Genomic DNA, 26299 nt, shown 5'->3' on the forward strand with positions numbered 1-26299 from the left:
TCGAAAGGAATACCATGAACACAACAATTCGCGCCCTGCGCTTCGCTGGAAAAGACCGCGTCTCCGTTGTCGATGCCTCGCTCCCGGAAGCGGGTCCCGGAGAAATCGTGCTCGATGTGAAGGCCTCTGGCCTCTGCGGTAGCGATTTGCACTACTTCCATATGACGCATGAACAGATGCAGAACGCCACCCAGCCGCGCTCCCCCGAGATGACGCCCGGTCATGAAATCGCTGGCGTTGTGAAATCAGTCGGGTCAGGGGTCACCTTTCCGCTCATCGGGGACCGTGTAGCTATTCAGCACTACTCGGGGTGCGGAACCTGCGAAACCTGCCGCAAAGGCTGGGATGTGCACTGCGAAAACGCACGTGTCTACTCCCTCAACCGACCCGGTGGATGCCAGGACGAGCTCATCGTTACCGCGAAGGACGCCGTCGTCCTTCCCGACTCAGTGAGTTTCGCCGCGGGTGCCTTCCTCGCTTGCGGGGCGACCACCGCTTACCAGGCGATTAAGCGTTCCGAAGTTCGCCCGGGAGGGACGGTACTCGTGATCGGCGCAGGGCCGGTGGGCCTGGCCGTACTCACCTGGGCGCGCGCCCTTGGCCTTCACTCTGTCGCTACGGACCCGAGTCCGGAACGCCGCGAGTTCGCCTCCAAGATCGGGTTCACCGAGGTCTACGACTCCAACGGTTTCGATATCACCCGTCTGCGCTCGGAGAAGGCGGACGTAGTGATAGAGACATCGGGCAATATTCACGGCAGACGCGCGGCGCTGGCGGGAGTGCGCACCTGGGGAACCGTCGTGTTCGTGGGTCTCGGCCCCGGCTTCGAAGTTGACCCCGTGCCCGATCTTATTATGCGTCAGGTGACCTTGCGCGGCATGTTCGTATTCAGCGTTCCGCTCATGATGGAGGCTGTCAGGGAGGTCGAGAAGTACAACGTGGACCTCGACCCGATTATCACCCGCATCTCGAGCATCGAGGAGGGACCGGAGGCGTTCGCCGATTTCGCTAACGGCAGCGTGGGCAAGACCGTCATCGGTTGGGGATGATGATGACGATCACCCGGAATGCTGACGGTCAGACCTACCAACTCGAAAACGACTTGCTCTCTGTCACTGTAAACCCGGAGCGCGGAGCAGATATTCTTTCCATGATCTGGCGTCCTACTGAAACAGAGATTCTTTGGCGGAACCCGAGGGTGGGCGGACTGCCGCCACTTCGCGGCGACTACGATCCTGACCCCCGTTCATACTTCGACAACTACCCCGGTGGCGTGCAGGAGCTCTTCCCGAATGCTGGAGCCGCCACTGAGATAGAGGGGACAACACTTCCTTTCCATGGTGAGGCTCTGCGACGCCCCTGGGCAGTGGAACACACCGAATCGACACTTACTTGCACCACCGTTCTCACACGCTACCCCTTTGCTATGACCAAAACGTTTCGCTTGGATGGCGGCGTCCTTCATATCTCCGCTCTTGTCGAGAACATCTCAGAGACAGAACTCCCCGTGCATTGGGGCTTCCACCCAGCATTCAACACCGGGACAGTAGCGAGATCAGGTCGGGTGTATGGCCCATTCGAAGCGGTAACGAGTCACCCTGATAGTTTTTCCTCCTCACAACGGCATGCCCCTGGCTCCCTGGTTGATGCTTCCCCTGTCGACGGCGTGGGTGGCTTCGACCTTGCCCCCCAGGGATCACGTACCGCCGACCTGCTATACGCCACAGTATCCGAGGGCTGGTTCGGGCTCCGATCCCCCGGAACACATCTCTTGGTGACAATGTCATGGCCCGCAGACGTTTTTCCCGAACTCTGGATATGGGAGGAAGCCCACGCACCGGGCGGCTACCCGTGGTGGGGAACCGCGCATATCGTCGCGATAGAGCCGCACACGACCTCGCCGTTCGCCCCCCTCGAAAGCGAACCCGCAGCGCTCCGGATCCCCGGCGGTGAGACGCTCAAGATCGACCTGACCTTGGGCGTGCAGCCAATCAACCAGGAGGAGCTTCCGCTCGGAATGGATACTACGGGCGTCGCACGACTCGGAGTGAGGGCATGAACAGGTTCCGAGGAAAAGTCGCCATCGTTACAGGAGCAGGGGCGGGCATTGGCCGCGCCACAGCCCTACGGCTCGCATCAGAAGGTGCGCAGGTAGCGGCTTTTGACATCTCCCGCGAGAGGGCCGAAGAGACGGTCAAGACCATAGAGGAAAATGGCGGGCGTGCCGCGCCTTTCGTCGCCGACGTTTCGGAAAAGGTATCCGTCGAGGCATCAGTGGACGCCGTCGTCACTCAGCTGGGCCTGCCATTCTGCCTCGTCAACTGCGCGGGCATTCTCAAGATCTCGCCGGCGCTTACGATGACCGTGGAAGAATTCGACGCCGTCATCGGAGTCAATCTCCGCGGGGTATTCCTTATGTCGACAGCGGTCGCCCGCCATATGGTGGCGGCTGCTCAGCCTGGCCGCATCGTAAACGTCTCGTCAATCCACGCCGCCATCTCACTTCGCGATTCGGCAGGCTACGCGGCCTCCAAAGGCGGGATCGAGGCCCTGACGTTTACGTTAGCTGCCGACTGGGCGGAGTACGGCATCACCGTAAATGCGGTGCGGCCGGGTGCTACGTGGTCAGCCTTGACCACGCCCATGTATACGCCTGAGGTGCTCTCTGCGTTGGAGAAGCGCATTCCACTTGGTGCAGTAGCCCAGCCGGAACAGGTCGCGGCCGCGATCGCTTACCTGGCGTCCGAGGAGGCGTCGTACTCAACCGGCGCAGTCCTTGCGGTAGATGGCGGGTACACAGTCAACGGCGACCTGCCAGGCAAGGAGTACTCGCCAAGGTGATCGAGCACCACTGACAAAAGGACCAACGCCCTGGGCAATAAGGCATGGACCGTGACAGAAGCATCGCCATCTATTGGTGAACCCGTGTCGTTAGTCGCCGAACATCTTTCGGTTCACAGGGCGGCCACTATCATCCCCAATGGGAGACTGTCTGCAAAATGGACGAAGTGTAACGGGCGGAACTTTTTAGCCTCCGGCCGGGGCCTGCAAGGGAATCTGGCCGGAGGCTGCTGTGCGCGCGTACCCCGACGCACCGCCAAAATCACAACCTGCCGTTTCCTAATCGTTCGGCGCTTCCCTTCTAGACTCCTGCGTGCAGTCGGGGGAGTGCGTCCACCAGCGCGGCCAGCTCGGGAATCTCCTGGGCCTCCGCCAGGGCACGTTCAAGGGTGGCGTCATGGACCGGCCGGGTTTCCTCCAGCAGGGCGATGCCGCTGGGCGTGAGCTCGGTATAGATGCCACGGCGATCGTCCGCGCAGAGGATCCGGGTCAGCAGGCCGCGGTCCTCAAGCCTGTTGACCAGCCGGGTGGTGGCGCTGGCGCTGAGGGCTGTGGCCCGGGCGAGCTGCTGCATGCGCATGTGCCAGCCGTCCTGCCGGCTGAGCGCGTCCAGCACGGTGTACTCCACTACTGACAGCTTTGATTCGGCCTGGAGGGAGCGTTCCAGCTCGCCGTCGATCAGGCCGTGCAGCGCCGCGAGCGTGCGCCAACCCTGTGCCCGGACCTCCACGGCGTCGTCCTTGATGCCCATCTGTCTTTCCTCTCGCGGGTGCTCCAACAGCCTGGCGGCGTGAGGCGGAGCACAATCAATAATAGTTGCTTGCGCGGTGTATCTGCTTGTGCAACAATAAATAACGCGTCTGCAACTACTAGCTTACGCGTCCTATCTCATTCCGTACAGTTTTCAAAGGAGCATCCCCATGCCCATTGGCCTGATAGCCCTCGCCCTCGGCGGGTTCGGCATCGGACTCACCGAGTTCGTGATCATGGGCCTGCTGCCCGAGGTTGCCGCCGACTTCCAGGTCAGCGAGGCCACGGCAGGCTGGCTGATCTCCGGCTACGCCCTCGCCGTCGTCGTCGGCGCACTGGTGCTGACCGCGGCGGTGACCCGGTTCGAACGCAAGCCCGTCCTCGCCGTCCTGCTTGTGCTGTTCATCGCCGGCAACCTGGTCTCCGCCATCGCTCCCGACTACGGGATGATGATGATCGGCCGGATCATCGCCGCCCTGGCCCACGGTGCCTTCTTCGGGATCGGAGCCGTGGTGGCCGCGGACATGGTTGCCCCCACCAAAAAGGCCGGCGCCATCGCCATCATGTTCACCGGGCTCACCGCCGCCAACGTCCTGGGCGTGCCGTTCGGCACCATGCTGGGACAGGCTGCAGGCTGGCGCTCCACATTCTGGGCCATCACCGTCATCGGAGCCATCGCCCTGGCGGGAATCCTCGCGCTGGTTCCGAAGACCGGACACGGCGACACCACGCCCGGAACCCTGCGCAGTGAACTGCGCGCCTTCCGCTCCGGCCAGGTATGGCTCTCCATCTTCGTCACGATCCTCGGCTACGGCGGCATGTTCGGCGCCTTCACCTACATCGCCTTCACCCTCACCGAGGTCTCCGGCTACGCCGCCTCCACCGTGCCGTGGCTGCTCATCGTCTTCGGCGTAGGCCTCTTTGTCGGCAACACCATCGGCGGCAAGGCCGCGGACCGCAACGTGGACCGCACGCTCGTTGTGGTGCTCTCCGTGCTCGTGGTTGTGCTCGTCGGCTTTGCCCTGACCGCCGGCAACCAGGTGCTCACTATTGCCTCCATCGTCCTGATGGGCGGCTTCGGCTTCGCCACAGTGCCGGGACTGCAGATGCGCGTGATGAAATACGCCTCCAGCGCCCCCACCCTCGCCTCCGGTGCAAATATCGGTGCCTTCAACGTGGGCAACGCCCTCGGCGCCTGGCTCGGCGGCGTAACCATCACCGCCGGACTCGGCTACACCTCACCCATCTGGGCGGGGGCCGGCATCACCCTGCTGGGGCTCGTGGTGATGATCATCGCCGCCGGGCGAGCCAAACGCACGGACACGGCGGCCGCCAATAGTGATGACGACTCGTCGGAGAACGTGGTTGCCCCCATGGCCGAAGCATCCATCTAGCGAAAACCTCATCCCCTCAGGAAGCAATCATGACATCGGATCGAACGCCCCCACCCCTATCCACTCAAGCCTCGAACCCGATGCTCTCAATAGGCGGGGATGTGGCATGTCCCTCGGAGTCGAACTCCCCCTGGACAACGATTTGGCTGCGGGCGGGTCAGCGGGGAAAGGTCTGCCCTCAACGTTCGGCATACCGGACCTGCAGGGTCATCGCCAGCGGGCAGTGCTCGCGGACAGATTAGGCTTCAAGGCGTTGTGGTTGCGTGACGTGCCGTTGTGGATTCCGGAATTCGGCGACGCAGGTCAAGTATTTGACCCGTTCACGTATCTCGGGTTCCTTGCCGGTGTCACCGATAACATTTTGCTGGGAACAGCCGCCGTCGTTCTGCCGTTGCGGCACCCGCTGCATGTTGCGAAAATGGCGGCCACCATCGATCAATTGTCCGGGGGACGCCTGATTCTCGGTGTTGCGTCCGGTGATCGGCCTGCTGAGTATCCGAATTTCGGTGTTGACTTTGAGTCGCGCGGCGAGCAGTACCGAACTGCGGTGAGTACTCTCAGACGTCTCTGGCGGGACAGCTCTGAACTCCCGACTACAAGCATGAAAGTACTTCCGGCACCACATGGCAGCTCAATTCCGCTGATCTCGGTGGGCCGGTCCCAGCAGAGCACGGAGTGGGTGGCCGAAAACATGGACGGCTACATGACCTATCACCGGTCCGCACATTTCATGAAACCCGTAACGGATAAATGGAAACACTCTGTCCCGGATGGCCAGTACAAACCGGCCATCACAACGATGCTGGTTGATCTCCTCGAAGATCCCGATGCACCGGTGGAGCCCATTAGGTTCGGGGCGCGTCTGGGGCGCCACCAGCTGCAAAGCTACCTCAGCGATCTTGAAGATTCCGGAGTGGCGCACGTTGCCCTAAACTTCCGTCCCAGTTCCCAGCCCGTTGAAGAAGCTCTGGAGGAAATAGCCGAGTATGTGCTGCCGGCCTTTACCGGTGACGCGACGGTACCTTCCGCCCGATGACGCGGCGCGCAGTGGACACTCAAAGAGGTTTTCCCTGTCTAGGCGATCGCCGGGACTGCACGATCCGCTCATTGACTGCAGGAATCGTGGGGCGATCATGGGCTCCAGGGAAGCCTCACGCCCCAGATCATGGAAGTTGCTGAGCCATGGCAGCGCGCAGAGGGCGGGCTCGCCCACGCCCGCCCTCTGCGTCAATCCATGCTTGTGGTGGCTGAATAGGGGTTGCTTAGAAGATCGCTCGGCGGGTCCCGCCGTCCACGGAAACGGCGGCGCCCACGGTAGCTGACGCCTGGGGGGAGCTCAGATACACGACCAGGTTGGCAACTTCGTCTGTTGTCGCTGCGCGTTTGAGCAGGGAGGTGGGTCGGTGCTCCCTGACGAAGTCATCGGTTTGTTCCCGGGCCGAAAGCTGGGAGTCTCCACCCATCTTCACGACGAAGTCGGATACGCCCTCGGAAAAGGTAGGCCCGGGTAACACGGAGTTGACGGTCACTCCTGTCCCGGCAGTCAGTTCAGCCAAACCACGTGAGATGCCCAGCTGCATCGTCTTCGTTGCCCCATAGTGCATCATTTCCGGCGGAATCTGCAGCGCGGATTCGCTCGAGATGAATACGACCCGGCCCCATCCGTCCTTCATCATCCCCGGAAGATACTGGCGGGCAGTCTTAATTCCGGTGAGAACGTTGACTTCGAAATAGCGGATCCATTCGGCGTCGTCGATATCGAAAAACGACTTGGGCTCAAAGATACCCAGGTTGTTGATGAGGATATCCACGGCGGGAAGCACATCGAAGAGTATGGAAGTTCCCTTCTCAGTGGAGAGATCAGCGGCCAGCGGTATCAGCCTGCCTGGCAGGTTGAGATTGTTGACATCCTGGGCGGCCTTTTCCACACGTTCGGGATCCCGGCCTGTGATCGTTACCGTGGCACCGGCTGCAGCGAGGCCCTTGGCGATGGCCAGTCCTATGCCCTGACTGGAGCCTGTGACCAGGGCTCTTTTACCCTCAAGATTGATGTTCATATTTTTTGCGCCTTCTTGTTGTTGGTGTTATTGGTCCGGTCTGCCGCCGGGTCTAGGTGGCTTCGCCCCGCAGGAAACGGGTGGCGGCGACGGCAGCGATAAGGGCAGTCCCGGTGAATAGAGGCTCTATCCAGAATGGTGCTCCGATGAGGGCCAGTCCGGTAGTACCGACTTGGAGGGTGATGACGGCAATGATCGTTCCCCATACGTTGAAGGTTCCGGGGAGGAAGGCAGTGGCGCCCAGGAAGACCGCTGCATAGGCCGGAAGCAGCATGGGCGGGCCAACTGTGGGGCTGCCGCTTCCGAGGATTCCTGCTTGGACAATCCCGGCAATACCCGCCAGGGCCCCAGCCCCGGCGAACGCGGCGACGGTTAGCTGAGGAACGGCGATTCCTGAGAGGCGTGCGGCATCGCGAGACCCGCCAATAGCGTAAAGGAACCGTCCTGCAGGTGTCTGGGAGAGTAGGTACCAGACGATCAATCCGATCGCTGCCGCAATGACCACTGGCAAGGGAATGCCGAGAAGGTTGCCTTGTCCGAGCTGTGTCAGCTCTTCTGGGATGTTTTCATAGAAGACGTTTCCCAGTGTGTAGGCCCCAATCAGCCCTGTGAGGATTGTGCTCATACCGATGGTCACGATAAAGGAGTTGATTCCGACCTTGCTTACAAGCAGCCCGTTGATGAATCCGACGGCGGTGCAGGCCGCAACCGCGATCACCATTGCGGCCGTGGCCGGCATGCCCTGTTGGGAGGTTAGGCCCGTTACCAGGATCAATCCCAGACCGAGGTTCGCGGCGACGGAGAGGTCAAGTTCGCCGACAATCAAAGGCAGCAGAAGCCCGATAGCCAGAATCGTCAGGACCGCCTGAAGGTTGAGAACTGTCTTGAGATTGTCCACTGTCGCGAATGTCTCGGGGCGAACAGCGGAGAAAATGGCGATTAGGAGCACCAGTAGTAGGGGCAAAGCAATCCGGGCGAAGAACAACGGCAGGGTTTCGTTTGGCCGTCTTTTGAGGAGACGCCGTCCGGTTTCTTCGGGATCACCGGCGGCCGATGGCAGCGCCGACGGGTCTAGCGTCGAGGTCATGATGATGTTTCCTTAGTTTTTTCGCCGTCGAAGTACATAGACTGCGTGACTTTGCCCGCGGTAAGGCCTGCGGTTGGTTCGTCGGCAACAATCCGTCCGTGCCGGAGTATGAGGATCCGATGACTGAGGCTAATTAGCTGTTCGATCTCGGAGGAGATCAACAGGACGGCTGCGCCCCGGTCAGCCGCGCCGTTGATGAGCTCGAATATTTCTGCCCGGGCACCAATGTCCACGCCCTGCACTGGCTCGTCGAAGATGACTACGTCAGGTTCCGTCTCCAACCACTTGGCGATGACGACCTTTTGCTGGTTTCCCCCGGAAAGCACCCGGAACAGCCGACTGGGTGTCGCTGGTCTGACGTCATATTCGCGGATCTTTTGCGATGTCCACGTCCTTTCTGCAGCTTTTGACAGCCCGACGCCGCGCCAGAACTGACCCACTGATGCCATGGTGAGGTTCTGTCCGACACTCATGTCCAGCACGCCGCCGTCCCGACGACGGTTCTCAGGGATAAGAGCGATCTTTCGGGCCACCGCATCCCTCGGCGTATTGAAACGGTGCGCTTTACCCTTGACGCTGATAGTGCCGCTGGCCGGTTTCTGGGCGCCAAACAGAATCCTGGCGAGTTCGCTCCTGCCGGATCCCAGCATTCCCGCCACACCGATAATTTCACCCGAATTGACTTTGAAAGAGACATCCCGCAGCCGTTTTCCGGAGATGCCCTGGACGTCCATAAGCTCCTGCCCTGTCGTCCCGGCCGGCGGTCTGGAGGGGACCGTCTCGACATCCCGTCCTACGATCAGCCGGACGAGCCTGTCACGGTCTGTCTCGGCTATTTCGACCGTTTCCACGTTCCTTCCATCCCGAAGAATTGTCGCCCGATCGGCAAACTCGGCCAACTCTTCCAGCTTGTGGGTCACGTAGAGGACGGCAACACCCCGGTCAACGACTCGACGGACCGCTTTGAAAAGCAACGCCGCTTCGGAGTCGGGGAGAGCCGCGGTGGGCTCATCCAGGACCAGAACCTTGGCCCCTTCGCCCGCGGAGCTGAGGGCTCTGGCTATGGCGACAATGGTCTGTTGCGCGATCGGCAGACGGCTGACAAGGGTGTCGGGATCAAGATCCGCGTGACCGAGGAGTGCCAGCTGGGAAGCCGTGTTTTCCCTCATCCTGGACCACCGGATCTTGGAGAACAGACCGGTGCCGTAACGTCTTGAGGCCTCGAAGTTCTCTGTAATGGACAGGTTCGGTATGAGGCCCAGATCCTGGTGAACGAACACTAACCCCATGGCGGCGGCTTGTGCTGGTTCATAGGGAACTGTTACAGCTGCACCATCCAAGTTCATTTCTGCACCTTCGTCGGGATGATGAAACCCGGCAAGGCACTTAATGAGCGTTGATTTCCCGCAGCCGTTTTGGCCAAGGAGTGCGTGCACTTCCCCGGTGCGCAGCTCAAGGGTCACGTCGTCGAGGGCCTTCTGGCCGACGAAGGTCTTGGACAGGCCCCGCACCGTCAGGACGGTGCGGGGCGAATCGGCGGTCTTCATGTCAGCGAACATTCCAGAGTTGCTTGTAGAGCGCCACGGCGTCGAAGTCCCCGTCCCAGCCGCCGGAGGCCGGCGCGTTCTCTGAAGTTACGAGTTTGCCGGTGATGCCCTGCTCTTGGGGCTCCTGGCCGGCGAAGATCCGGTTCAGGTTGTCGACCTGGCCGTAGCCTGCACGGCCGAAGGCAAAGCCGATGGACGCGGCTTGGAAGCCGCCATTTCGGATCATCTCGGTGTTGGCAACGTCTGCGTCAACAGAAATTCCGAAAGCCTTTTTGGAGTCAGCCAGTCCGGCCTGCTGTAGACCTTGGGAGAAAAACAGCATGGCCGCATCGAATCCTGCGAACAGCACGTTGTATCCGGGGTTGCTCCGCGCCAGTTGGGCTACTCGGCCAGGGGCTACGGTGCTGATTTCACCTGCCAGGAAGGAACCTTCGGCTACCTGTTCGCAGCCTGCGCCCGCTGCCTGGCAGTCGGCTATGAACTGCTTCAGTCCACTAACGCGGGCCTTGACCGTGTCGAATTCCGGGTCGGTCAGCACGATGAACTTGGGCGCGGAATTAAACCGCTTGCGCGCTTCGAGGAATGCATATTGGCCCAGCAGATAGCCTGCCTTGCTGTTGGCGTCCAAAGCCGGAATTAGTGACTGGTACAGGTCGTCCTTGTTGCCGCACATATTGCATGAGACGGCAATGCCGGCGTCTCTCGCGGCCTTTATGTCTCCCTGGACGGCGGCGGCGTCGATGGATGTCAAGGCGATGGCATCGACCTTGCGTGAAACTGCCCGCTGAATGGCCGCGGAAATTTTGGTGCTGTCGCTTGCAGGGTCGTCGATGGTCGCGTCCCAGCCAAGGAGCCGTGAGGCTTCTTGCGTTGAACGGGCGGGACGAGCACATCCTTCTACCGCCATGGAACAGGGGATGATTACGATCTTCTTGGGTCCGCCGGAGAGCGAGGCACCGGCCGGCAGTGGGTTCGTGGTGGCTGTTTGCGGTGCGGTTGCCGCAGCAACGTCGGCTGTGACCTTGGCCGTGAAGGCGGCAGATGCTGCAGAGTCCGTCTGCAAGGTCGAGTTGCTTTGAGCGGACGCGCAGCCCGTCGCCAGCATGGCAAGACAGGCAAGCAAGGCTACAGCCGCGCTCCCCCGATGGTGGTTTCTCCGTTGAAACATGTTGGGGCCTCTCTGAATGTCACTGCACTCGCACGCCTAGCCTCAAAGGGTCCAGGTCGGGCTGCAGGGGCTTTGCCTTCCTTGGCAATGCACTCAAGATAGCAAGAATTTCTTCCCAAAACCATACATTGGGCAGAAATTTCTAATCGAATCCAAATGACTATTCGACCGTGACCGACTTCGCCAGGTTGCGTGGCTGATCGATATCCAAGCCCTTGGCGCCAGCCAGGTGCGCTGCAAAGAGCTGCAAAGGGATGGTGGTCAGCAGGGGCGCCAGAAGTGGGATCGTCGATGGTACTGTCAGCAGGGCATCGGCCCAGGCTCCAGTTACGTCATCGCCTTCTTCGACGAGTGCGATGACGCGGCCTCCGCGGGCCTTGATTTCCTGGATTGTCGAGATCATCTTGGCGTGAAGGATGGGGCTGCCTGCGAGCGAGGGCACGATGACAACGACGGCTTGGGAAGGCTCGATGAGCGCAATTGGGCCGTGTTTGAGTTCGCCGGCAGCAAAGCCCTCGGCATGGATGTAGGCAAGTTCTTTAAGCTTCAGAGCCCCTTCCATAGCCACGGGATGTCCGACATGCCTGCCGATAAAGAGCACGGCCCTCTCTCCGGCCATCGATTCTGCGAGGGCGGCGATCTGGTCCTCGGTCGTGAGCACGAGGCGGATTTTTTCGGGTATGCGTGAGAGTTCGCGTGCTGCGGCCGATATTTCGAGTGGGGGCCCGGACTTCCGAAGCCGGGCTAGGTGGAGAGCGAGCAGGAGTCCTGCCGTCACCTGGGTAAGAAAAGCCTTAGTTGATGCGACGGCTACCTCTGGGCCTGCGTGGGTGTACAGCACGCCGTCTGATTCGCGGGGAATTGTCGCTCCGACTGTGTTACAGATCGCAAGGACCGTGGCACCTTGCTCACGGGCGTAACGCACGGCCATCAGCGTGTCCATCGTCTCGCCGGACTGTGAAATGGCGACTACGAGAGTCCGGTCGTCCAGCAGCGGGCTGCGGTAGCGGAACTCGTGAGCAAAATCGACTTCCACCGGGATTCTGCACCACCGCTCGATAGCGTACTTCGCAATCTGGCCTCCGTATGAGGCAGTACCGCAGGCAACGATGATGATTTTCCGGATACCCGCGAGGGTTTGGTCACTGATTCCCAGTTGTCCGAGAGACAAGGATCCGTCAGTATCAAGCCTCCCCTGTAGCGTGCGGCGGACCGCTTCGGGTTGCTCCTGAATCTCCTTTGCCATGAAAGATGGATAGCCATCTTTGGTGGCTGCGGCTGCGTCCCAGTCGACAGTGAATTCCGTTCCTGCGGCGGGTTCGCCGCGGAAGTCGGTGATGACCACCTCATCCGCCGTGAGGCTGACAACCTGGTCCTGCCCCAGTTCCACGGCACGGCGGGTGAAGTCGATGAATCCTGACACATCTGAGCCTAGGAAATTCTCCCCGTCACCGCGGCCTACGACGAGAGGGGAGTTCCTTCGGGCCGCCACGATGAGCCCGGGATGCTCGCGATGGACTGCGAGTATGGTGAAGGAGCCCTCAAGCTGTGCGCAGGTACGGCGCATGGCGACCGCCAGGGCGTCTCCGTTTGCCGGGCTCTCAGCTGCCCTGCGGTAGTTCTCTGCAAGCAGTGCGGCAGCTACTTCGGTGTCGGTCTCCGAGAGAAATTCGTGTCCCCCGTCAATGAGCCTGCCCCGTAGGGGACCGCAGTTTTCGATGATCCCGTTATGGATCACGGCGAGGCCGCCATTATCAGCGAGGTGCGGATGAGCGTTCGCGTCTGTAGGTGAACCGTGCGTGGCCCATCGCGTATGGCCTATGCCCACGGCGGCGGCTGGCAGAGGGTCAGAGTCCAGCAGGAGCTCAAGATTCGCGAGCTTGCCAGCCCTCTTTCGGGAACTAATCCCACTACCGGCCAGCACGGCGATGCCGGCTGAGTCATATCCCCTGTATTCGAGGCGCCGCAAGCCTCCGAGGACGACGCGCACTGCACGCTTTTCTCCCTCACTATTTGCGGACTTCTTGCTGCTGCCGACATACCCCACGATTCCACACATAACCCAACCATATTCGGTTTGGAAATTTCTTCCAAAAATACTTGAACAGTTGAAATTTCTTGCTAAGGTTGAGCAGAGCAGCACCAAGACTGACGCGGCGCTGCTCATCAGCATGAGAAAGGCAACCAAAATGCTCCAACGCGCACAAAGACGTGGCACCAATCTTCGGATTGCCCTCCATTCCGTCGCTGCACCTGACGATGGCGTATCTCAACGCCGGCCGAAGGAATTCACCATCAGCGGCCCGGGTGACATCCCCGCCTTTGCCTCATGACCAGGCCACAATCCCCTCCAGAGAACCATGATCCGAAAATCGTTCGCCAACGTCGTGGCACAGTGAATCGCCCTGTGGTCAGGCCAATTCCCAACGCCCCCGGCGCGGACTACCTCACAATTGCCGCCCGGCCGTCCGATGATGTGAGGTTTTGGTGGCTGGGCCAAGCAGGGTTTGCTCTGGAGCACAACGGACGGCGTGTACTGATTGATCCCTACCTGTCCGACAGTCTTGCCACAAAATACGCGGGGACAATCTTCCCCCACACTCGCCTCCATCCAGTCCCGGTCGACCCGGAAAGAATTCAAGGCGTCAAGGCCGTTCTACACAGCCACGCCCACACGGACCATTTAGACCCGGATACGGTCCGGGCATTGCGGACGCTGAACCGTCCCCTCTTCTTGGCCCCGAGGGCACGCACCCAACTGGCCCTGGACCGGAACATACCCCCGGAGCTTTTGCTGCCGGTTACCTCAGGCAGCAGCGTGGAACTGGCCAGCGATATCAACGTCATTGTCGTCCCGGCTGCCCACGAAGACCTGGAAACAGACAGTAACGGGGATTCCATTTTCCTGGGCTACATCATCGACATCGCAGGCGTCCGCATTTATCACTCGGGCGACTGCGTCCCTTATGAGGGTCAGGCTGAGCTCCTTCGTGAGAACCGCGTTGACGTGGCACTGCTGCCTATCAACGGCCGCGACGGCCACCGGCTTCAGAACGGGGTGCCGGGGAACTTCACGGTACGTGAAGCCCTCGAACTCTGTGCAGCTGCAAACATCCCGGCCGTTGTCGGGCATCACTTCGGCCTCTTTGATTTCAACACCATCAGCCGAGATGAAGCGACACAGGAGTTTACTCGCCTCAGCGGAGACGTTCAGTGGACACTCCCGTCATTAGGCCAGGCGTACCAGATCACCCCTGGCACAACAGCAACGTTCCCGTACAACGAAGGAAGGAAAACGGCATGAATGCCGAAGAACTGCTCCAGAAGCTTCGCGAGCTCGCGATAGTTCCCGTCATCGAAATCGAATATGCCGACGACGCAATTCCGTTGGGCAAGACACTTGTCGGCGCGGGCCTCCCCGTCGCGGAGGTCACCTTCAGAACGCCTGTCGCGGCCGACGCCATTGCCCGCATGGTGGACAACGTGCCAGGACTGCTGGTGGGAGCCGGGACTATCCTGTCGGAGGAAGACGTCGACGCCGCAGCTGATGCCGGCGCACACTTCATCGTCTCCCCGGGCCTCAACGCCTCAGTCGTGGAACGTGCCAGACAACGCTCCATCCCGATCATTCCAGGCGTCACCTCGCCGTCAGAAATCGAGGCCGCACGGTCCTTGGGGCTCCGTTTACTCAAACTCTTCCCGGCTGAGGCCATCGGCGGCATACCCCTGGTCCGGGCCCTCAGTGCCCCCTACCCAGACGTGTCGTTCATGCCCACCGGCGGGATCACCGCTGACACCGTCTCAGCATGGTTGGCCCAGCCCTCCGTTGCTGCGTGCGGCGGATCCTGGATCGCCACCAAGGACGCCGTAGCAGACCGGCGGTGGGCGGAAATCACCGCCAAAGCTGCCCACGCGGCTGAACTCGCCGCCAGCTCGCACCAAGCCCGCACGGCAGGAACGCGGGCCTAAGCAAGCCGCCCGCCCTCAAACCTCACCACCACAGTTACAAGAACAAACAGGAGAAAATCACAATGAGCGAAACATACGTCCCACAGCCCGGAGTCGCACTGGCCGGCAAAGTCGCCGTCATCAGCGGCGCAGCATCCGGAATCGGCGAAGCCGTCGCCCGGATCTTCGCGGCCAACGAAAGCAAGGTCCTCCTCGTCGACATCGACGAAGAACGGCTCGAGAAGGTCACCGCCAGCATCCGTGGCTATGGCCGCGGAGACGTCCATTCCATCCTCGCCGACGTCACCGACGAACAATCCGTAATCGATCTGTTCGCGTGGGCCAAAACCAACTGGGGAAGCGTGGACCTGATCGTCAACAGCGCCGGCCGTGACTCCCTGGCGCCTCCGGTCGTCGACGTGACCCTGGATGAGTGGAACAAGACCATGACTCCGAACCTTACCGCTGTCTTCCTGATGTGCCGCGAGGCCTTCCGCATCATGGAGAAGCAGGAAAACGGCGGCCGCATCATCAACATGGGATCGTCCTCCGCACGCGTCGCCTCCGGCCCGGGCCACAGCCCCTACCGCGCCTCAAAGCACGGCCTGATGGGGTTCAGCAAGAACATCCTCTTGGAGGGCAAGGACAAAAAGATCGGCGTCACTGTCATCAACCCCTCCCACGTCAAGACTCCGATGACTGAAATCATCGACAAGGGTCTGTACGACGGCGACGTCCCCGCCTACATCGACGGATGGCTCGACAAGAAGGAAATCGAGGAAGGCATCCACGCCAGCTGCATCGAAGTGGACAACGTTGCGGAAATCACCCTATTCGTTGCCACCCGCACCCCGGACGTCACCATCCCGCAGATCGCCCTCTACCCCACGCACAAGGCCCACCGCTACGGCATGGAGGTCTAAACTGCCATGAAGGCTGCAATTCTCAACGGACTTAACGACCTTGAATATGCGGACATTCCTGAACCGGAACCGGTCGGCGAAAACCCCGTCCTGATCCGGGTCGGCGCCGTCGGCGTCTGCGGATCAGACGTCCTGCGCTACGGGCACGGCAAGGCCTATCACTATCCTCTGGTGCTCGGACACGAATTTTCGGCCATCGTCGAGGAAGCCCCCGACAGCCCCCACCTGAGCGCCGGGGACCGGGCAGCTGTTTTCCCGCTGCTACACCGGCATGGGGATCCCATGTCCGAAGTCGGCGAATACGCTCTCGGCACCGGATACGACTACTTCGGGTCACGCCGTCACGGGGCAATGTCCGAGCGGATGTGGGTTCCCGAACGAAGCATTTTCCGGGTTCCGAACGACATGCCCCTGGCACACGCGGCAATGGTTGAACCCGCCGGGGTGGCCCTGCACGCAATGCTCAAGGTGCAGATCCCCACCCATGCCACGGCCCTGGTCATTGGCGCGGGTCCGATCGGCGCCCTGGCCGCTCAATGGCTGCGAATTCTTGGTTGCTCCCGCGTTCTGGTGGCGGACATTGACGACCGAAAGCTCGAGATCATGTCGCGGCTCGGTTTCGAAACTATTGACGCCAAGACCGGTAATACGGCCGATCTTGCCCGAGCAGCCACTGAAGGCTGGGGACCACAGATCGCCGTCGAGGCCACCGGTAACCCGAAAGCGCTCATCCAGGCCATTGAATCAGCCTCGGTCCAGGGACAGGTCGTCCTGCTTGGTGACCTTAGCGGCGACCTGAAGTTAGCCAAGGACGCGGTCTCGTCGCTGCTTCGGCGGGAGCTAAGGCTGTATGGAACCTGGAACGCCAAGGTCACCCCAAAGGGCCGCAGCGAATGGGACATGGTCATCGCCCACCTCGGCCGCGACCTCCACGTGGACGAACTGATCAGCCATGTGCGCCCGCTCAAGGACGCGCCCGCTGTCTTCCGCCAGCTCACGGACCGCTCCATTTGGTACAACAAGGTACTCTTCGCCGTGGCCGACGAGGCGCAGGAAGAGGTACGTACATCATGAAAGCCGCACGGCTTCACTCCCCCGGCAATATCACGGTCGATGACATCCCCAGACCGACAGCCGACGCGGGTGACATCATCATCAGAGTCAGGGCCGCTTCGATCTGCGGCACGGACCGTCGGATTGCCGCCAACGGGCATTTCAAACTTCCGGAAGGGACTCCACGTGTTCTTGGGCACGAGTTTGCGGGCGAGATTGTGGAGGCAGGCAGCGAGGTCAACGGTTACGCCGTAGGAGACCGCGTCAGTGTCACGCCCAACGTCGGCTGCGGGACATGCCCCAACTGCCTCGTGGGACTGAACAACATGTGCCCGTCCTATGAAGCCTTCGGCATCACCATGGACGGCGGCTTCCAGGAATACGTCCGGATACCCCGCTTTGCCCTCAACCGAGGCAACGTGTTCCACCTTCCGGAGTCTGTTGGCTATGCCGAGGCCGCACTGGTCGAACCACTCTCGTGCTGCTACAACGCGGTCAGCAAACTCGATGTCCGACCGGACTCAACCGTGCTGATCATGGGTGCCGGACCCATCGGGGCCTGTCACGTCATGCTGGCAAAGCTCTACGGCGCCCGGAAAGTCATCGTTTCGAACAACCGGCAACCACGGCTCGACTTCGCTGGCTCCGTCGGCGCCGATGTGCTGGTCAACCTCACCGAACGGGACCTGGCCACCGTCGTAGACGAGGAAACCGGCGGTCTGGGGGTTGACGTTGCCCTGACCTGTGTCTCCAAGCCGGAGGTACAGGCCCAGGCCGTCGACCTGCTGGCCACGCACGGAAGAGTCAATTTCTTTGCAGGGCTCGGCAAGGCGCAACCTGTTGCCCTTGACACCAACCGGGTCCACTACCAAGGGCTGACCCTGACCGGCACAACGGGTTCCAGCAATTCCGACTATGCGTCCGCGCTGAGCCTCGTCGGGGAGGGAAGACTGGACCTCTCGCAACTGATCAGCCAGACGTTCACACTGGATGACATCGAAAAGGCCATGGACTACGCCGGCTCAGGGCAAGGGATGAAGGCCATGATCCTCTTCGAATCGAACTAAGAGCGCTGCACCTAGAATCCGCAACGCACACAGAAATGGACCGGCGATGACAACGAAGTACATCATGGCGCTGGATGCCGGGACAACCGGTATCCGGGCAATCATCTATAACTCAAACGTTGAGATCGTAGGCGAAGCCAGCCAGGAGTTTACTCAGATCTACCCCAAGCCGGGGTGGGTGGAACACGACCCCATGGAGATCTGGAATACACAACTGGCCGTGGCACGACGCGCCCTTCAGGGAACCGGAATCGATCCGCATGAGATCAGCGCGATCGGTGTCACGAACCAGCGCGAAACCACAGTCGTCTGGGACAGGGACACGGGCAAGCCCATCATGAACGCCATCGTGTGGCAGGACAGGCGCACTGCCGGAGTATGCGACGGCCTCAAAGAGAAGGGTCTGGAGGAGCACGTCCGGTCCACGACCGGGCTGGTCATCGATGCCTACTTCTCCGGCACAAAAATCGCGTGGATCCTGGACAACATCCCCGGCGCACGGGCCCGTGCCGAAGCCGGCGAACTATGCTTCGGCACCATCGACAGCTGGATCATTTGGAACCTGACAGCCGGGGCGGCTCACGTGACCGATTACTCCAATGCGGCCAGGACGATGCTCTTCGACATCAACACGCTGGACTGGGACGACAAACTCCTCGGTGAACTGGGAGTACCCCGTTTAATGCTCCCTAACGTCCGGCCCAGCAGCGAAGTTTACGGACACACCTGCGACGGAATCTTTGCCGGCGCCCATATCCCGGTCGCCTCGGCCATCGGTGACCAGCAGGCGGCTTTGTTCGGGCAAGCGTGCTTCGACCGAGGCATGGTCAAGGCAACTTATGGCACCGGCGCCAGTCTGGTCATGAATACCGGCGACAAACCGGTCAGCTCGGCGAACGGAATGCTGACCACCATTGCCTGGGGCATCAACGGCAAGGTGGAATATGCGCTTGAAGGACTGATCTTCGTGGCCGCGGCGTCAATCCAATGGCTGAGGGATGAGCTCCGGGTCATCTACGATTCGGCCGACAGTGAGTACGCCGCGATGCGCGTGGAGGATTCCGGCGGGGTGTACGTTGTTCCCGCGTTCACCGGCCTGGCCGCGCCCTACTGGGATCCTTATGCCCGCGGCGCGATCCTCGGACTCACCCGCGGCTCGAGCCGGAACCACATCATCCGGGCCACGCTCGAATCCATTGCGTTCCAGATCAAGGACGTCATCAATTGCATGGAGGCCGATGCCGGCCTCCCCGTCTCCGAAATCCGAGTCGACGGCGGTGCTGTGCGGAACAACTTCCTCATGCAGTTCCAGGCCGACATGGTGAACGTCCCGGTCCTCCGGCCCCGTCAGGTCGAATCCACGGCACGCGGAGCCGCGCTCCTGGCGGGCCTTGCCTGCGGGTTCTGGGAGAGCAAAGACGAACTGCGTGACACATTCGCACTCGACCGGGCCTTCACGCCGGACATGTCCGAAGAAAAACGCTCTGCCCTGTACACCGGCTGGCAGAAGGCCGTCACCCGCGCCTGCAATTGGGAAGAGCACGAACCCACCACCCCATCGACCACCAATCCCTAGGAGCGCCCTGTGACGCTACTGCCCGCCGTCGAACCGACGATGTACTTCATCGGTGTCACGACAAACAAATCCTCCATCATGAAAGTTTTCCCCGCGTGGGCAAAAGAGCTCGGCCTTAACGCCAGCCTCAAAGGCATTGACCTTCCCTTGGGTGCTCCGCCGGAGGCCTACCGAGACGTCGTCGGCTTCATTAGATCCGACCCAATGTCGCTCGGCGCACTCGTGACAACCCACAAGCTGGACATCGTCAGCGCAGCGCGGGACCTCTTCGACGAATTTGGCCCCGATGCACAGCTGCTGCATGAAATCAGCAGCATCAGCAAACGGTCCGCGCAGTTGTGGGGCAATGCCATGGACGCCGTCACCAGCGGGCTGTCCCTGGAAGCCATCCTTCCCGAGAACTACTGGGAAAACTCCTCAGCAGATCTGGTGCTGCTCGGTGCCGGCGGTTCCTCGCTGGCCCTCACGCTCTACCTGCATAAGCGCGCCGCTGCCGGCCTACCGGGACCCAAAAAGATCATCGTCACCAACCGCCGTAACCTGCGGCTCGAGGAAATGCAGGCCATGCACGTCCGGCTCGGGAGCGCACTGCCGATCACGTACGTCCAGGCCACAGATGAATCGACCAACGATGAAGTCGTCGCCAACGCATCCCCGGGATCCCTGATCATCAACGCCACAGGCCTGGGAAAGGACCGTCCGGGCTCGCCCCTAACGGACCGCGTCACCTTCCCCCAGGGGGCCATCGCCTGGGATTTCAACTACAGGGGTGACCTCGTCTTCCTGGATCAGGCCCGCGCTCAACAACCGGAGCTCCGGGTCCGCGTCGAAGACGGCTGGGTCTACTTTATCCATGGCTGGACCCGCGTAATCGCTGACGTATTCAACATCGACATTCCTACCCGGGGAGCGGAATTCGACCGCCTCTCCGACATTGCCCACACCGTATCCCAGAAGGAGAACCCCTCATGAACGCCTCCCCCGCTACCACCGTCAAAGCAGTAATCACCGACTTCAATGTCAGCACCGGACTGTCTAACACCAAAGTCCCCCTAAAGCGACGGCTTTCGGAAATGGCTGATATGTACGCCGACCAGGAAGCCGCGGCCGCACAGGTAGCCCAGGAGGACACCCTTGTCTACGAGTTCTTCGACATGGGTGTTCCCCCGACCAGCGGCGACGTTGCCTACGGGACGAGCATCACCTATCCGGGCAAAGTCGGCGATGAATATCACATGACCAAGGGTCACTTTCATGAAGTCCTGGACACGGCGGAGATCTACTACTGCTTGAGCGGCCGCGGTTACATGCTGATGGAGAACCCGGAAGGTGACTGGCAGGCTGCCGAATTCACGCCCGGACAGGCCGTGTACGTTCCGCGGCGCTACGCCCACCGAAGCATCAACGTCTCCGCCACGGAGCCCCTGGTTACTTTTTTCGCCTTCCCTGGGCACGCCGGACACGACTACGGAACCATTGAAACCAAGGGCTTCCGGAAACTATGCGTGGAGCGCGACGGCAAGCCGGAGTTCATTGACAATCCCCGCTGGCAGGCCTGATGTCCATGGCTACACCGGACCTTTCCGACCCAGGCCGCAACGGCCGCATTGCAGTGACCCCCCGATCCTTGTCGGACGGGGGGCACCCTGCCCTCCAAAAACTGGAACGCGCCGGATACGAATTGGTTTATCCGTCTCCGGGTGCAGTTCCCAATGAAGATCAGATCCGCTCCGGCGTGTCCGAATGCGTCGGCTACCTTGCAGGCACAGAGCGCCTTTCCGGTCGGCTACTGGAGGACCTTACGGGGCTGAAGGCCATCTCCCGGAACGGCGTCGGCGTGGATTCGATCGATGTCGAAGCGGCCGAACGCCTGGGAATCAAAGTACTCACAGCGCCCGGCGCCAACTCCCAGGGAGTAGCGGAACTCACCATCGCACTGGTTCTGGCAGGGAGCCGCAGCATCCCCTGGCACGATGCCCAGCTGAAGTCGGGCCAATGGATGCGGCGGCCCGGCAACGAAGTGTCCGGGAAAGTCCTTGGCCTGATCGGCTGTGGCCAGATCGGCCGGCGGGTTGCGATGATGGCGCTTGGACTAGGCATGAAGGTGATTGCCTTCGACGAATATCCCATGACATCGTTCGCTCCTTCGGCCGACTTCTCGTGGGCACCGCTGGAGGATGTTTTGTCATCGAGCCACGTCATATCGCTGCACACTCCGCCGTCCGGGCAACCGGTTCTCGGATCCGCGGCGATCAGGCTGCTCCAATGGGATACCGGCATCATCAACACGGCGCGGGCATCCTTGATCGACGATGAGGCGATGCTGCAGGCTCTTGACTCCGGGCAAGTCGGGTATCTGGCCACCGACGTGTTCAGTTCTGAACCGCCGGCACCCAGCCGACTGACCACGCACCCGAGGGTCATCACAACCCCGCACATCGGTGGATACACTAAGGAAAGCGTGGACCGGGCCACACAGGCCGCTGTGGACAACCTGCTTCAGGCCCTCGCCACCTAGGAACTAGACCGGAGACCACGACATGACGGAGACCTTCACCGGCGGGCTGCTGCACCGGATCTCGGGGCGGCTGCCGTACCTCCCGCCTTCACTCCGCCAGGTCGCAGAAGCGGTACTGAAGTCCCCGGAGCTGGCGCAAACCATGACCATCTCCGAACTGGCGGTGGCCGCCGGGGTCGGGGAGTCCACGGTCTCCCGGTTCGTCAAGGAACTGGGGATTGACGGTTACAAATCAATGCTGCTGGGCTTGGCCGAAGCAACGTTTATTTCCAAGGCTGCCTCGAGTGCCCACACGGCGGATTCAGAGGTCGTCTACGAGGGCGTCAACCGCGGCGACACGGCCGCCGAGATCGCAGGAAAGGTCGAACGCAGCAGCGTGCAGTCCCTGCGGCGCACCGGGCAACGGCAGGACGTCGAGGCAATTCAGCGGGCTGTAAACCTGATCGATGCGTCTAACACCGTGATCTTCTGTTGCATGGGTTCGTCGAGCATTGCCGCCGAGGAAGCAGTCATGCGCTTCACCCGTGCCGGGAAGAAGTGCATGCTCTACCGTGACACCACGATCCAGGTCATGCTGGCTGCGATCATAGAGACCGGTGACCTGTTGATCGGCATCAGCGACTCCGGGCGCAGCACCCCCATCATCGATGCGATGCATCTCGCCCAACAACGTGGGGCGGCGACCATCGCCATCACCGGAGCCGAAGGTTCCCCGCTGCGCGATTACGCGGACGTTGTTCTGTATACGGCCACCGTTCCCAGTGGCGGGGAACTTTATGGGGAATCCGTGACGAGCAAGTGGGGGCAGTTGCTGGTCATCGACATCCTGTATGCGACCTATGCCAGCCGGCACTATGACGCCACAGTTGAACATCTCAAGCAGACGTACCAAAGCGCGATCCGACAGTCACGAACGAACCCCTCGGCCTCTGCACAACGCAACGGTTGATGGGACGCTGGCGGCCGCCAGTAGAATCCTTCCGCCGCTCTCGTGCCGCGGTCTGATCGGGATCTGCTAGGCCGGGACCGGGCACGCGCCGCACTGTCCCGCGTGGACAGCCCGGTCCTGCCGGCAGCGACGTCTGGGTTCTCAAACGAGCGGCCGTGAGGTCGGCGCCTGTCCGGACCAATACGCGCCTCGGTGGGGCAAACTGAACGCTTACCCAATCCCTTTCGCGTTCGGCTGTTCCGCAGCGCTCCCGCCGACGCGGGCGCGCTTGGAGCTTTGTCCTGGCGCTGTCCTTGGCCCCCACTCCTCGACCCAATTTAGAAGGTCGGACGCCTCAAGCGAGTCACGAGTCAGGTGCGCACATGGTTGCTGACCCGGAGTGGGTATGGCGATAACCTTCATTCCGGCGGAGCGTGCTGAAGCGGCGCCGGCCTCGGAATCTTCAAGCGCAAGGCAATCCTTCGGATCCAGGTGTAGGGCGTCCGCAGCGGCGAGGTAGACGTCGGGGGCCGGCTTCGGATGAGCGACCTCGTCTGCCGATACCGTGATGTTAAAACCTGCGCCGAAATCCCCACGAAGCAGCGAAGCGTCCAGTATGCGCCGTGCTGAGTTGCTGGCCACTGCCGTAGCGACCCGCGAGGAGGCGGCTGCGACGAAACCCCGCGCACCCGGCATTGGCGCAGCAGATTGAGCGACCATAGTCATGTTTACCCGGAGTAACTGATCAATGACTAAGCCCGGATCTGATCCCGCACGGGCAGCAATGAGCGGCCCGATTCGGCTCGCTGGAAGGCCGACCAGATTGCGTTGAAATTCGGCGTCAAACAGGACGCCGTGGCTCTCGCTGACGCTACGTTGGGTCAGAATCCACAATGATTCGGTATCCATCAGCAGCCCATCACAGTCGAAGACCACGCAGCGAGGCTTCCACCGGCCAAAAGCACGACGAAATTCCGAAAGCTCCGCCCGGCGGTTCAGCTCACGATGCACGGCAGTCACCTCTCCGCCCCACGGCGGCAGCCGCTCCCATCACGTTGCACCTGGTCGTACCAGCAAGGCCGCAGATCGCGCCATGCACTGACAATTGTTCACTAATCGCTCCTCGCTAACTCAGGCCGTCGGGGTTGGAATGTTGCCGGTCCGGGCGGACCTGGAGCCCCGGTAAAAGTTGCCACTGCGAGATAATCCAAATCCGACGAAACATCAAGTGTCATCAAGCGGATAGCATGTCCATTAAACGATAATATCAGTCAAGATTACCGAGCATGCGTCTCTAAATCGGAGGGAATACTGAATGACTGTCTCCCGAACACATTTAGCCGATGAGCACGCAGGACCTGCGCTGCGCGGGTACCTGATCAAGCGTTCTCTGTCCGCACGTCACTCCCGCCTCAAACAGGAGATCCCCGGCCATGCGATGGCATGGGACGTCTGGAACGTCACGGCACGTGGCCGAGCCGTTGCGCGCCCTCCTCATGAGGGCCAAGATCCGCGTGAGCCTGCTGACCGCGGGCACAAGCTCCGCGGCCGGCTGCTGGCCCGAACCTCGTGATTACGTCAAAAATTTGGTGCGGAGGTGCGGAAGTCCGTCAGGGGTTGTCGAGGTCGCCAGCGAGGACTATCGAAATGTGTGGCTGAAAACCGAAGGCGTGAACCTGCGGCGACTGTTCGGCACAAGCGAAGGCTACGAATCCGCCCTCTGCCCGCGGCCGCCGGCGGCTCTCGCTAGAGGCTGAAAGGACCGGCAATGGACGATGACGACTCGTGGGAATTTTCCCCTGATCAACGATCATGGTCATTGTCATGCGCGCCCCTGACCCGCCAAGGCCCCCGGCGTTCCCCTAGATCGCGGCCGAAATCTCCGCCGCCGCTTCCTTCAACAACGCCCCGTACTCGTCCTGATGCGGGACGATATCGTCGCGGAGCCCGGCGACGGACAACGCCCCACGCAATTCGCCCCGGGCGTCAAACAATGGCACGCCCAAAGCAGCGACTCCGATAGTGACGTCCTCGTCGGAGATACTGAAGCCACGTTGGCGGGTGAGCACGGCATCTGCTTCGATCTGGTGTGCTGTTACGAGGGTACGCGGGGTCAGTTTCTGCAACGGGGCGGCCGAAGTGACATTCCATCGAAGCGTCTCGTCCCAGGCCAAAATGGCACGTGAGGCGGCGCCCGCATGCGGTGGAAGGGTTCCTCCGGGATTGAGGAGCAGGAGAGTGACCTTCGTTCCCTTAACCCAATCCAGGCACGCAACCACCTGATGGCGGAGGGCACAAAGGTACACCGTCTGCCCGGTCCGTTCGTTCAGTCGAGCCATCGCCGGGCGGGCAGCACGTACTTCCGGGATGCCGCCAACTGCGGCGTCAGCAAGGTGCAGAATTTCGGTCCCTAACTGCGCACGGCCATCGTCCCGCAGCCCGATGAGACCAACGTGTTGGAGGGCATCCAGCAACCGGTACACGCTGGGGCGGGGCATTGAAAGTTCCTCGGCGATGTCCACCACGGACAGGGGACCGCGATCCGCCAGCGCATTGAGCAGATCGGCGCTATTTGCCATGACACGGATCGGTTTTACGGCCACTAGACTGCTCTTCTTTCTTGGAGGTCTGCGGCGCTTTCCGTGGCGCGCACTGCGCCCAGTGCCCGGCTAACATTGTCGGCTGCCGATTTGGCGCTCGCGACGAGATCGTAGCCGCTATGAAACACGCGATGTGTCTGCCCGCTGATGGACAGCGCGCCCACCACAGAACCCCTGTGGTTGAAGATCGGTGCGCCGACTCCTCCGATTCCTTGGCCCCAATCGTTGTGGGCCACGGCCACCCCAGCGGCAGCCGTTGCTGCCAGTTTTTCCCGCAGGCTTTCGGGGCTCGGGGCCGCTGGTCCGAAGAGGGGATCATCCGGCAGTTCTCGGAGGTAGCGTTCAACGATATCGGCAGATTCGAATGCCAGAATTGCACGCGGCGCGGCGCCCTGCCCCAGAGGCATTGATTCTCCCAACCTCAGGTTGTGTATCTGGACATCGAGGCCGTCAATTCGGTCGATGCACACGGCCCGAAGCCCTCGGCGGATACACAGGAACGCGGTCTGTCCGGTTTCTGTGTGGAGCCTCTCGAGCTCGGGCCTTGCGATTTCGCGCAGATCCAGCTGAGACTCCAGCCTGGCACCGAGCCGTACAAATCCGAGACCCAAACGCATTTTCCCTCGACGTGACCCCGGCTCGACCCATCCGATCATTTCAAGCGTTGAGAGGAGCCGGTATAAGGAACTGGCGGGCTCTCCTGAGCGTTCGGCGAGTTCGGTCACTGAGAGTTCGCCGGCGCCAGCTATGGCCTGGAGGACGAGGGCAGATTTTGTCACCAGGTTCATTCCACCGCTAGGGTCGACTACTTCCGACATTGAAACCTCTCACGTAGCGGACAT

General features: G+C 61.2%; 25 protein-coding genes. 15 read left to right on the plus strand and 10 right to left on the minus strand.

Going from position 1 to position 26299, the window contains the following annotated elements; genetic code table 11:
• Window positions 1-14 precede the first annotated feature (14 nt).
• The 3 genes from CXR02_RS12240 to CXR02_RS12250 are packed head-to-tail and all read left to right on the plus strand — an operon-like array spanning window position 15 to window position 2841.
• Window positions 15-1049 carry a zinc-binding dehydrogenase gene (locus CXR02_RS12240; protein WP_104062248.1) on the plus strand — a complete coding sequence of 345 codons (1035 nt, stop codon included), beginning with the start codon at window positions 15-17 and terminating at the stop codon, window positions 1047-1049.
• Window positions 1046-2059, plus strand: a complete 1014-nt coding sequence (locus tag CXR02_RS22145) for a hypothetical protein (protein ID WP_146072523.1) — start codon at window positions 1046-1048, stop codon at window positions 2057-2059. The genes CXR02_RS12240 and CXR02_RS22145 overlap by 4 nt, the downstream gene beginning before the upstream one ends.
• The gene (locus CXR02_RS12250; protein ID WP_104062250.1) at window positions 2056-2841 is read left to right on the plus strand and encodes an SDR family NAD(P)-dependent oxidoreductase; all 786 of its coding nucleotides are present in this window, start codon (window positions 2056-2058) and stop codon (window positions 2839-2841) included. Before CXR02_RS22145 ends, CXR02_RS12250 begins: the two co-directional genes overlap by 4 nt.
• Window positions 2842-3142: 301 nt before the next feature.
• Here CXR02_RS12250 and CXR02_RS12255 read toward each other — a convergent pair whose 3' ends face one another.
• On the minus strand, window positions 3143-3592 hold the full coding sequence (locus tag CXR02_RS12255) for a MarR family winged helix-turn-helix transcriptional regulator (RefSeq protein ID WP_104062251.1): 450 nt from the start codon (window positions 3590-3592) through the stop codon (window positions 3143-3145).
• Between the two features lie 169 nt (window positions 3593-3761).
• On the opposite strand from CXR02_RS12255, the gene CXR02_RS12260 reads away from it, so the two are divergent.
• Together CXR02_RS12260 and CXR02_RS12265 are read left to right on the plus strand one after the other, a co-directional pair.
• Window positions 3762-4985: an MFS transporter gene (locus CXR02_RS12260; protein ID WP_104062252.1), complete on the plus strand. Its 1224-nt coding sequence runs from the start codon at window positions 3762-3764 to the stop codon at window positions 4983-4985.
• 106 nt (window positions 4986-5091) lie between these two features.
• Window positions 5092-6021: an LLM class oxidoreductase gene (locus CXR02_RS12265; protein ID WP_104062253.1), complete on the plus strand. Its 930-nt coding sequence runs from the start codon at window positions 5092-5094 to the stop codon at window positions 6019-6021.
• 226 nt (window positions 6022-6247) lie between these two features.
• On the opposite strand, the gene CXR02_RS12270 is transcribed toward CXR02_RS12265, so the two are convergent.
• From CXR02_RS12270 to CXR02_RS22390, 6 genes are all read right to left on the minus strand, one after another.
• A complete protein-coding gene (locus tag CXR02_RS12270) occupies window positions 6248-7042 on the minus strand; it encodes an SDR family NAD(P)-dependent oxidoreductase (RefSeq protein ID WP_104062254.1) in 795 nt (264 codons plus the stop codon).
• A gap of 52 nt (window positions 7043-7094) precedes the next feature.
• The gene (locus tag CXR02_RS12275; protein ID WP_104062255.1) at window positions 7095-8129 is read right to left on the minus strand and encodes an ABC transporter permease; all 1035 of its coding nucleotides are present in this window, start codon (window positions 8127-8129) and stop codon (window positions 7095-7097) included.
• Window positions 8126-9676, minus strand: a complete 1551-nt coding sequence (locus tag CXR02_RS12280; protein WP_181037210.1) for a sugar ABC transporter ATP-binding protein — start codon at window positions 9674-9676, stop codon at window positions 8126-8128. The genes CXR02_RS12275 and CXR02_RS12280 overlap by 4 nt, the downstream gene beginning before the upstream one ends.
• A gap of 1 nt (window position 9677) precedes the next feature.
• Window positions 9678-10739 carry a substrate-binding domain-containing protein gene (locus tag CXR02_RS12285; RefSeq protein ID WP_181037211.1) on the minus strand — a complete coding sequence of 354 codons (1062 nt, stop codon included), beginning with the start codon at window positions 10737-10739 and terminating at the stop codon, window positions 9678-9680.
• Window positions 10740-11004: 265 nt separating this feature from the next.
• Complete coding sequence (gene glmS / locus CXR02_RS12290) at window positions 11005-12903, minus strand: glutamine--fructose-6-phosphate transaminase (isomerizing) (RefSeq protein WP_104062258.1); 1899 nt, start codon at window positions 12901-12903, stop codon at window positions 11005-11007.
• The gene (locus CXR02_RS22390) at window positions 12854-13084 is read right to left on the minus strand and encodes a hypothetical protein (protein ID WP_181037226.1); all 231 of its coding nucleotides are present in this window, start codon (window positions 13082-13084) and stop codon (window positions 12854-12856) included. The genes glmS and CXR02_RS22390 overlap by 50 nt, the downstream gene beginning before the upstream one ends.
• 89 nt (window positions 13085-13173) lie before the next feature.
• Between CXR02_RS22390 and CXR02_RS12295 the strand changes: the two genes are divergently transcribed.
• From CXR02_RS12295 to CXR02_RS12340, 10 genes are all read left to right on the plus strand, one after another.
• Window positions 13174-14148, plus strand: coding sequence for an MBL fold metallo-hydrolase (locus CXR02_RS12295; RefSeq protein WP_258060931.1), 975 nt, complete (start codon window positions 13174-13176; stop codon window positions 14146-14148).
• Window positions 14145-14813, plus strand: a complete 669-nt coding sequence (gene eda / locus CXR02_RS12300) for a bifunctional 4-hydroxy-2-oxoglutarate aldolase/2-dehydro-3-deoxy-phosphogluconate aldolase (protein ID WP_104062260.1) — start codon at window positions 14145-14147, stop codon at window positions 14811-14813. The genes CXR02_RS12295 and eda overlap by 4 nt, the downstream gene beginning before the upstream one ends.
• 62 nt (window positions 14814-14875) lie before the next feature.
• Window positions 14876-15715: an SDR family oxidoreductase gene (locus tag CXR02_RS12305; RefSeq protein ID WP_104062261.1), complete on the plus strand. Its 840-nt coding sequence runs from the start codon at window positions 14876-14878 to the stop codon at window positions 15713-15715.
• 6 nt (window positions 15716-15721) lie between these two features.
• Entirely contained in the window at window positions 15722-16789 is a 1068-nt protein-coding gene (locus CXR02_RS12310; RefSeq protein WP_104062262.1) for a galactitol-1-phosphate 5-dehydrogenase, read from the plus strand.
• The gene (locus tag CXR02_RS12315; RefSeq protein ID WP_104062263.1) at window positions 16786-17835 is read left to right on the plus strand and encodes a zinc-dependent dehydrogenase; all 1050 of its coding nucleotides are present in this window, start codon (window positions 16786-16788) and stop codon (window positions 17833-17835) included. The genes CXR02_RS12310 and CXR02_RS12315 overlap by 4 nt, the downstream gene beginning before the upstream one ends.
• A gap of 46 nt (window positions 17836-17881) precedes the next feature.
• Complete coding sequence (gene glpK, locus CXR02_RS12320) at window positions 17882-19411, plus strand: glycerol kinase GlpK (RefSeq protein ID WP_104062264.1); 1530 nt, start codon at window positions 17882-17884, stop codon at window positions 19409-19411.
• A gap of 9 nt (window positions 19412-19420) precedes the next feature.
• Window positions 19421-20383, plus strand: a complete 963-nt coding sequence (locus CXR02_RS12325; protein WP_104062265.1) for a shikimate dehydrogenase — start codon at window positions 19421-19423, stop codon at window positions 20381-20383.
• Window positions 20380-20970: a glucose-6-phosphate isomerase gene (locus CXR02_RS12330; RefSeq protein WP_104062266.1), complete on the plus strand. Its 591-nt coding sequence runs from the start codon at window positions 20380-20382 to the stop codon at window positions 20968-20970. The genes CXR02_RS12325 and CXR02_RS12330 overlap by 4 nt, the downstream gene beginning before the upstream one ends.
• 5 nt (window positions 20971-20975) lie before the next feature.
• Window positions 20976-21929, plus strand: a complete 954-nt coding sequence (locus CXR02_RS12335) for a phosphoglycerate dehydrogenase (RefSeq protein ID WP_258060932.1) — start codon at window positions 20976-20978, stop codon at window positions 21927-21929.
• 22 nt (window positions 21930-21951) lie between these two features.
• Window positions 21952-22878: a MurR/RpiR family transcriptional regulator gene (locus CXR02_RS12340; protein ID WP_104062268.1), complete on the plus strand. Its 927-nt coding sequence runs from the start codon at window positions 21952-21954 to the stop codon at window positions 22876-22878.
• 210 nt (window positions 22879-23088) lie between these two features.
• On the opposite strand, the gene CXR02_RS12345 is transcribed toward CXR02_RS12340, so the two are convergent.
• The 3 genes from CXR02_RS12345 to CXR02_RS12355 form a co-directional block, all read right to left on the minus strand.
• Window positions 23089-23868, minus strand: a complete 780-nt coding sequence (locus tag CXR02_RS12345; RefSeq protein ID WP_258060933.1) for an HAD family phosphatase — start codon at window positions 23866-23868, stop codon at window positions 23089-23091.
• A gap of 851 nt (window positions 23869-24719) precedes the next feature.
• A complete protein-coding gene (locus CXR02_RS12350) occupies window positions 24720-25436 on the minus strand; it encodes an IclR family transcriptional regulator (protein WP_258060934.1) in 717 nt (238 codons plus the stop codon).
• A 23-nt stretch (window positions 25437-25459) separates the two neighbouring features.
• Window positions 25460-26245: an IclR family transcriptional regulator gene (locus CXR02_RS12355; RefSeq protein WP_258060948.1), complete on the minus strand. Its 786-nt coding sequence runs from the start codon at window positions 26243-26245 to the stop codon at window positions 25460-25462.
• Window positions 26246-26299: the final 54 nt, after the last annotated feature.

The sequence above is a fragment of the Arthrobacter sp. 4R501 genome (assembly GCF_002929755.1).
In the GTDB taxonomy this organism is placed as follows: domain Bacteria; phylum Actinomycetota; class Actinomycetes; order Actinomycetales; family Micrococcaceae; genus Arthrobacter.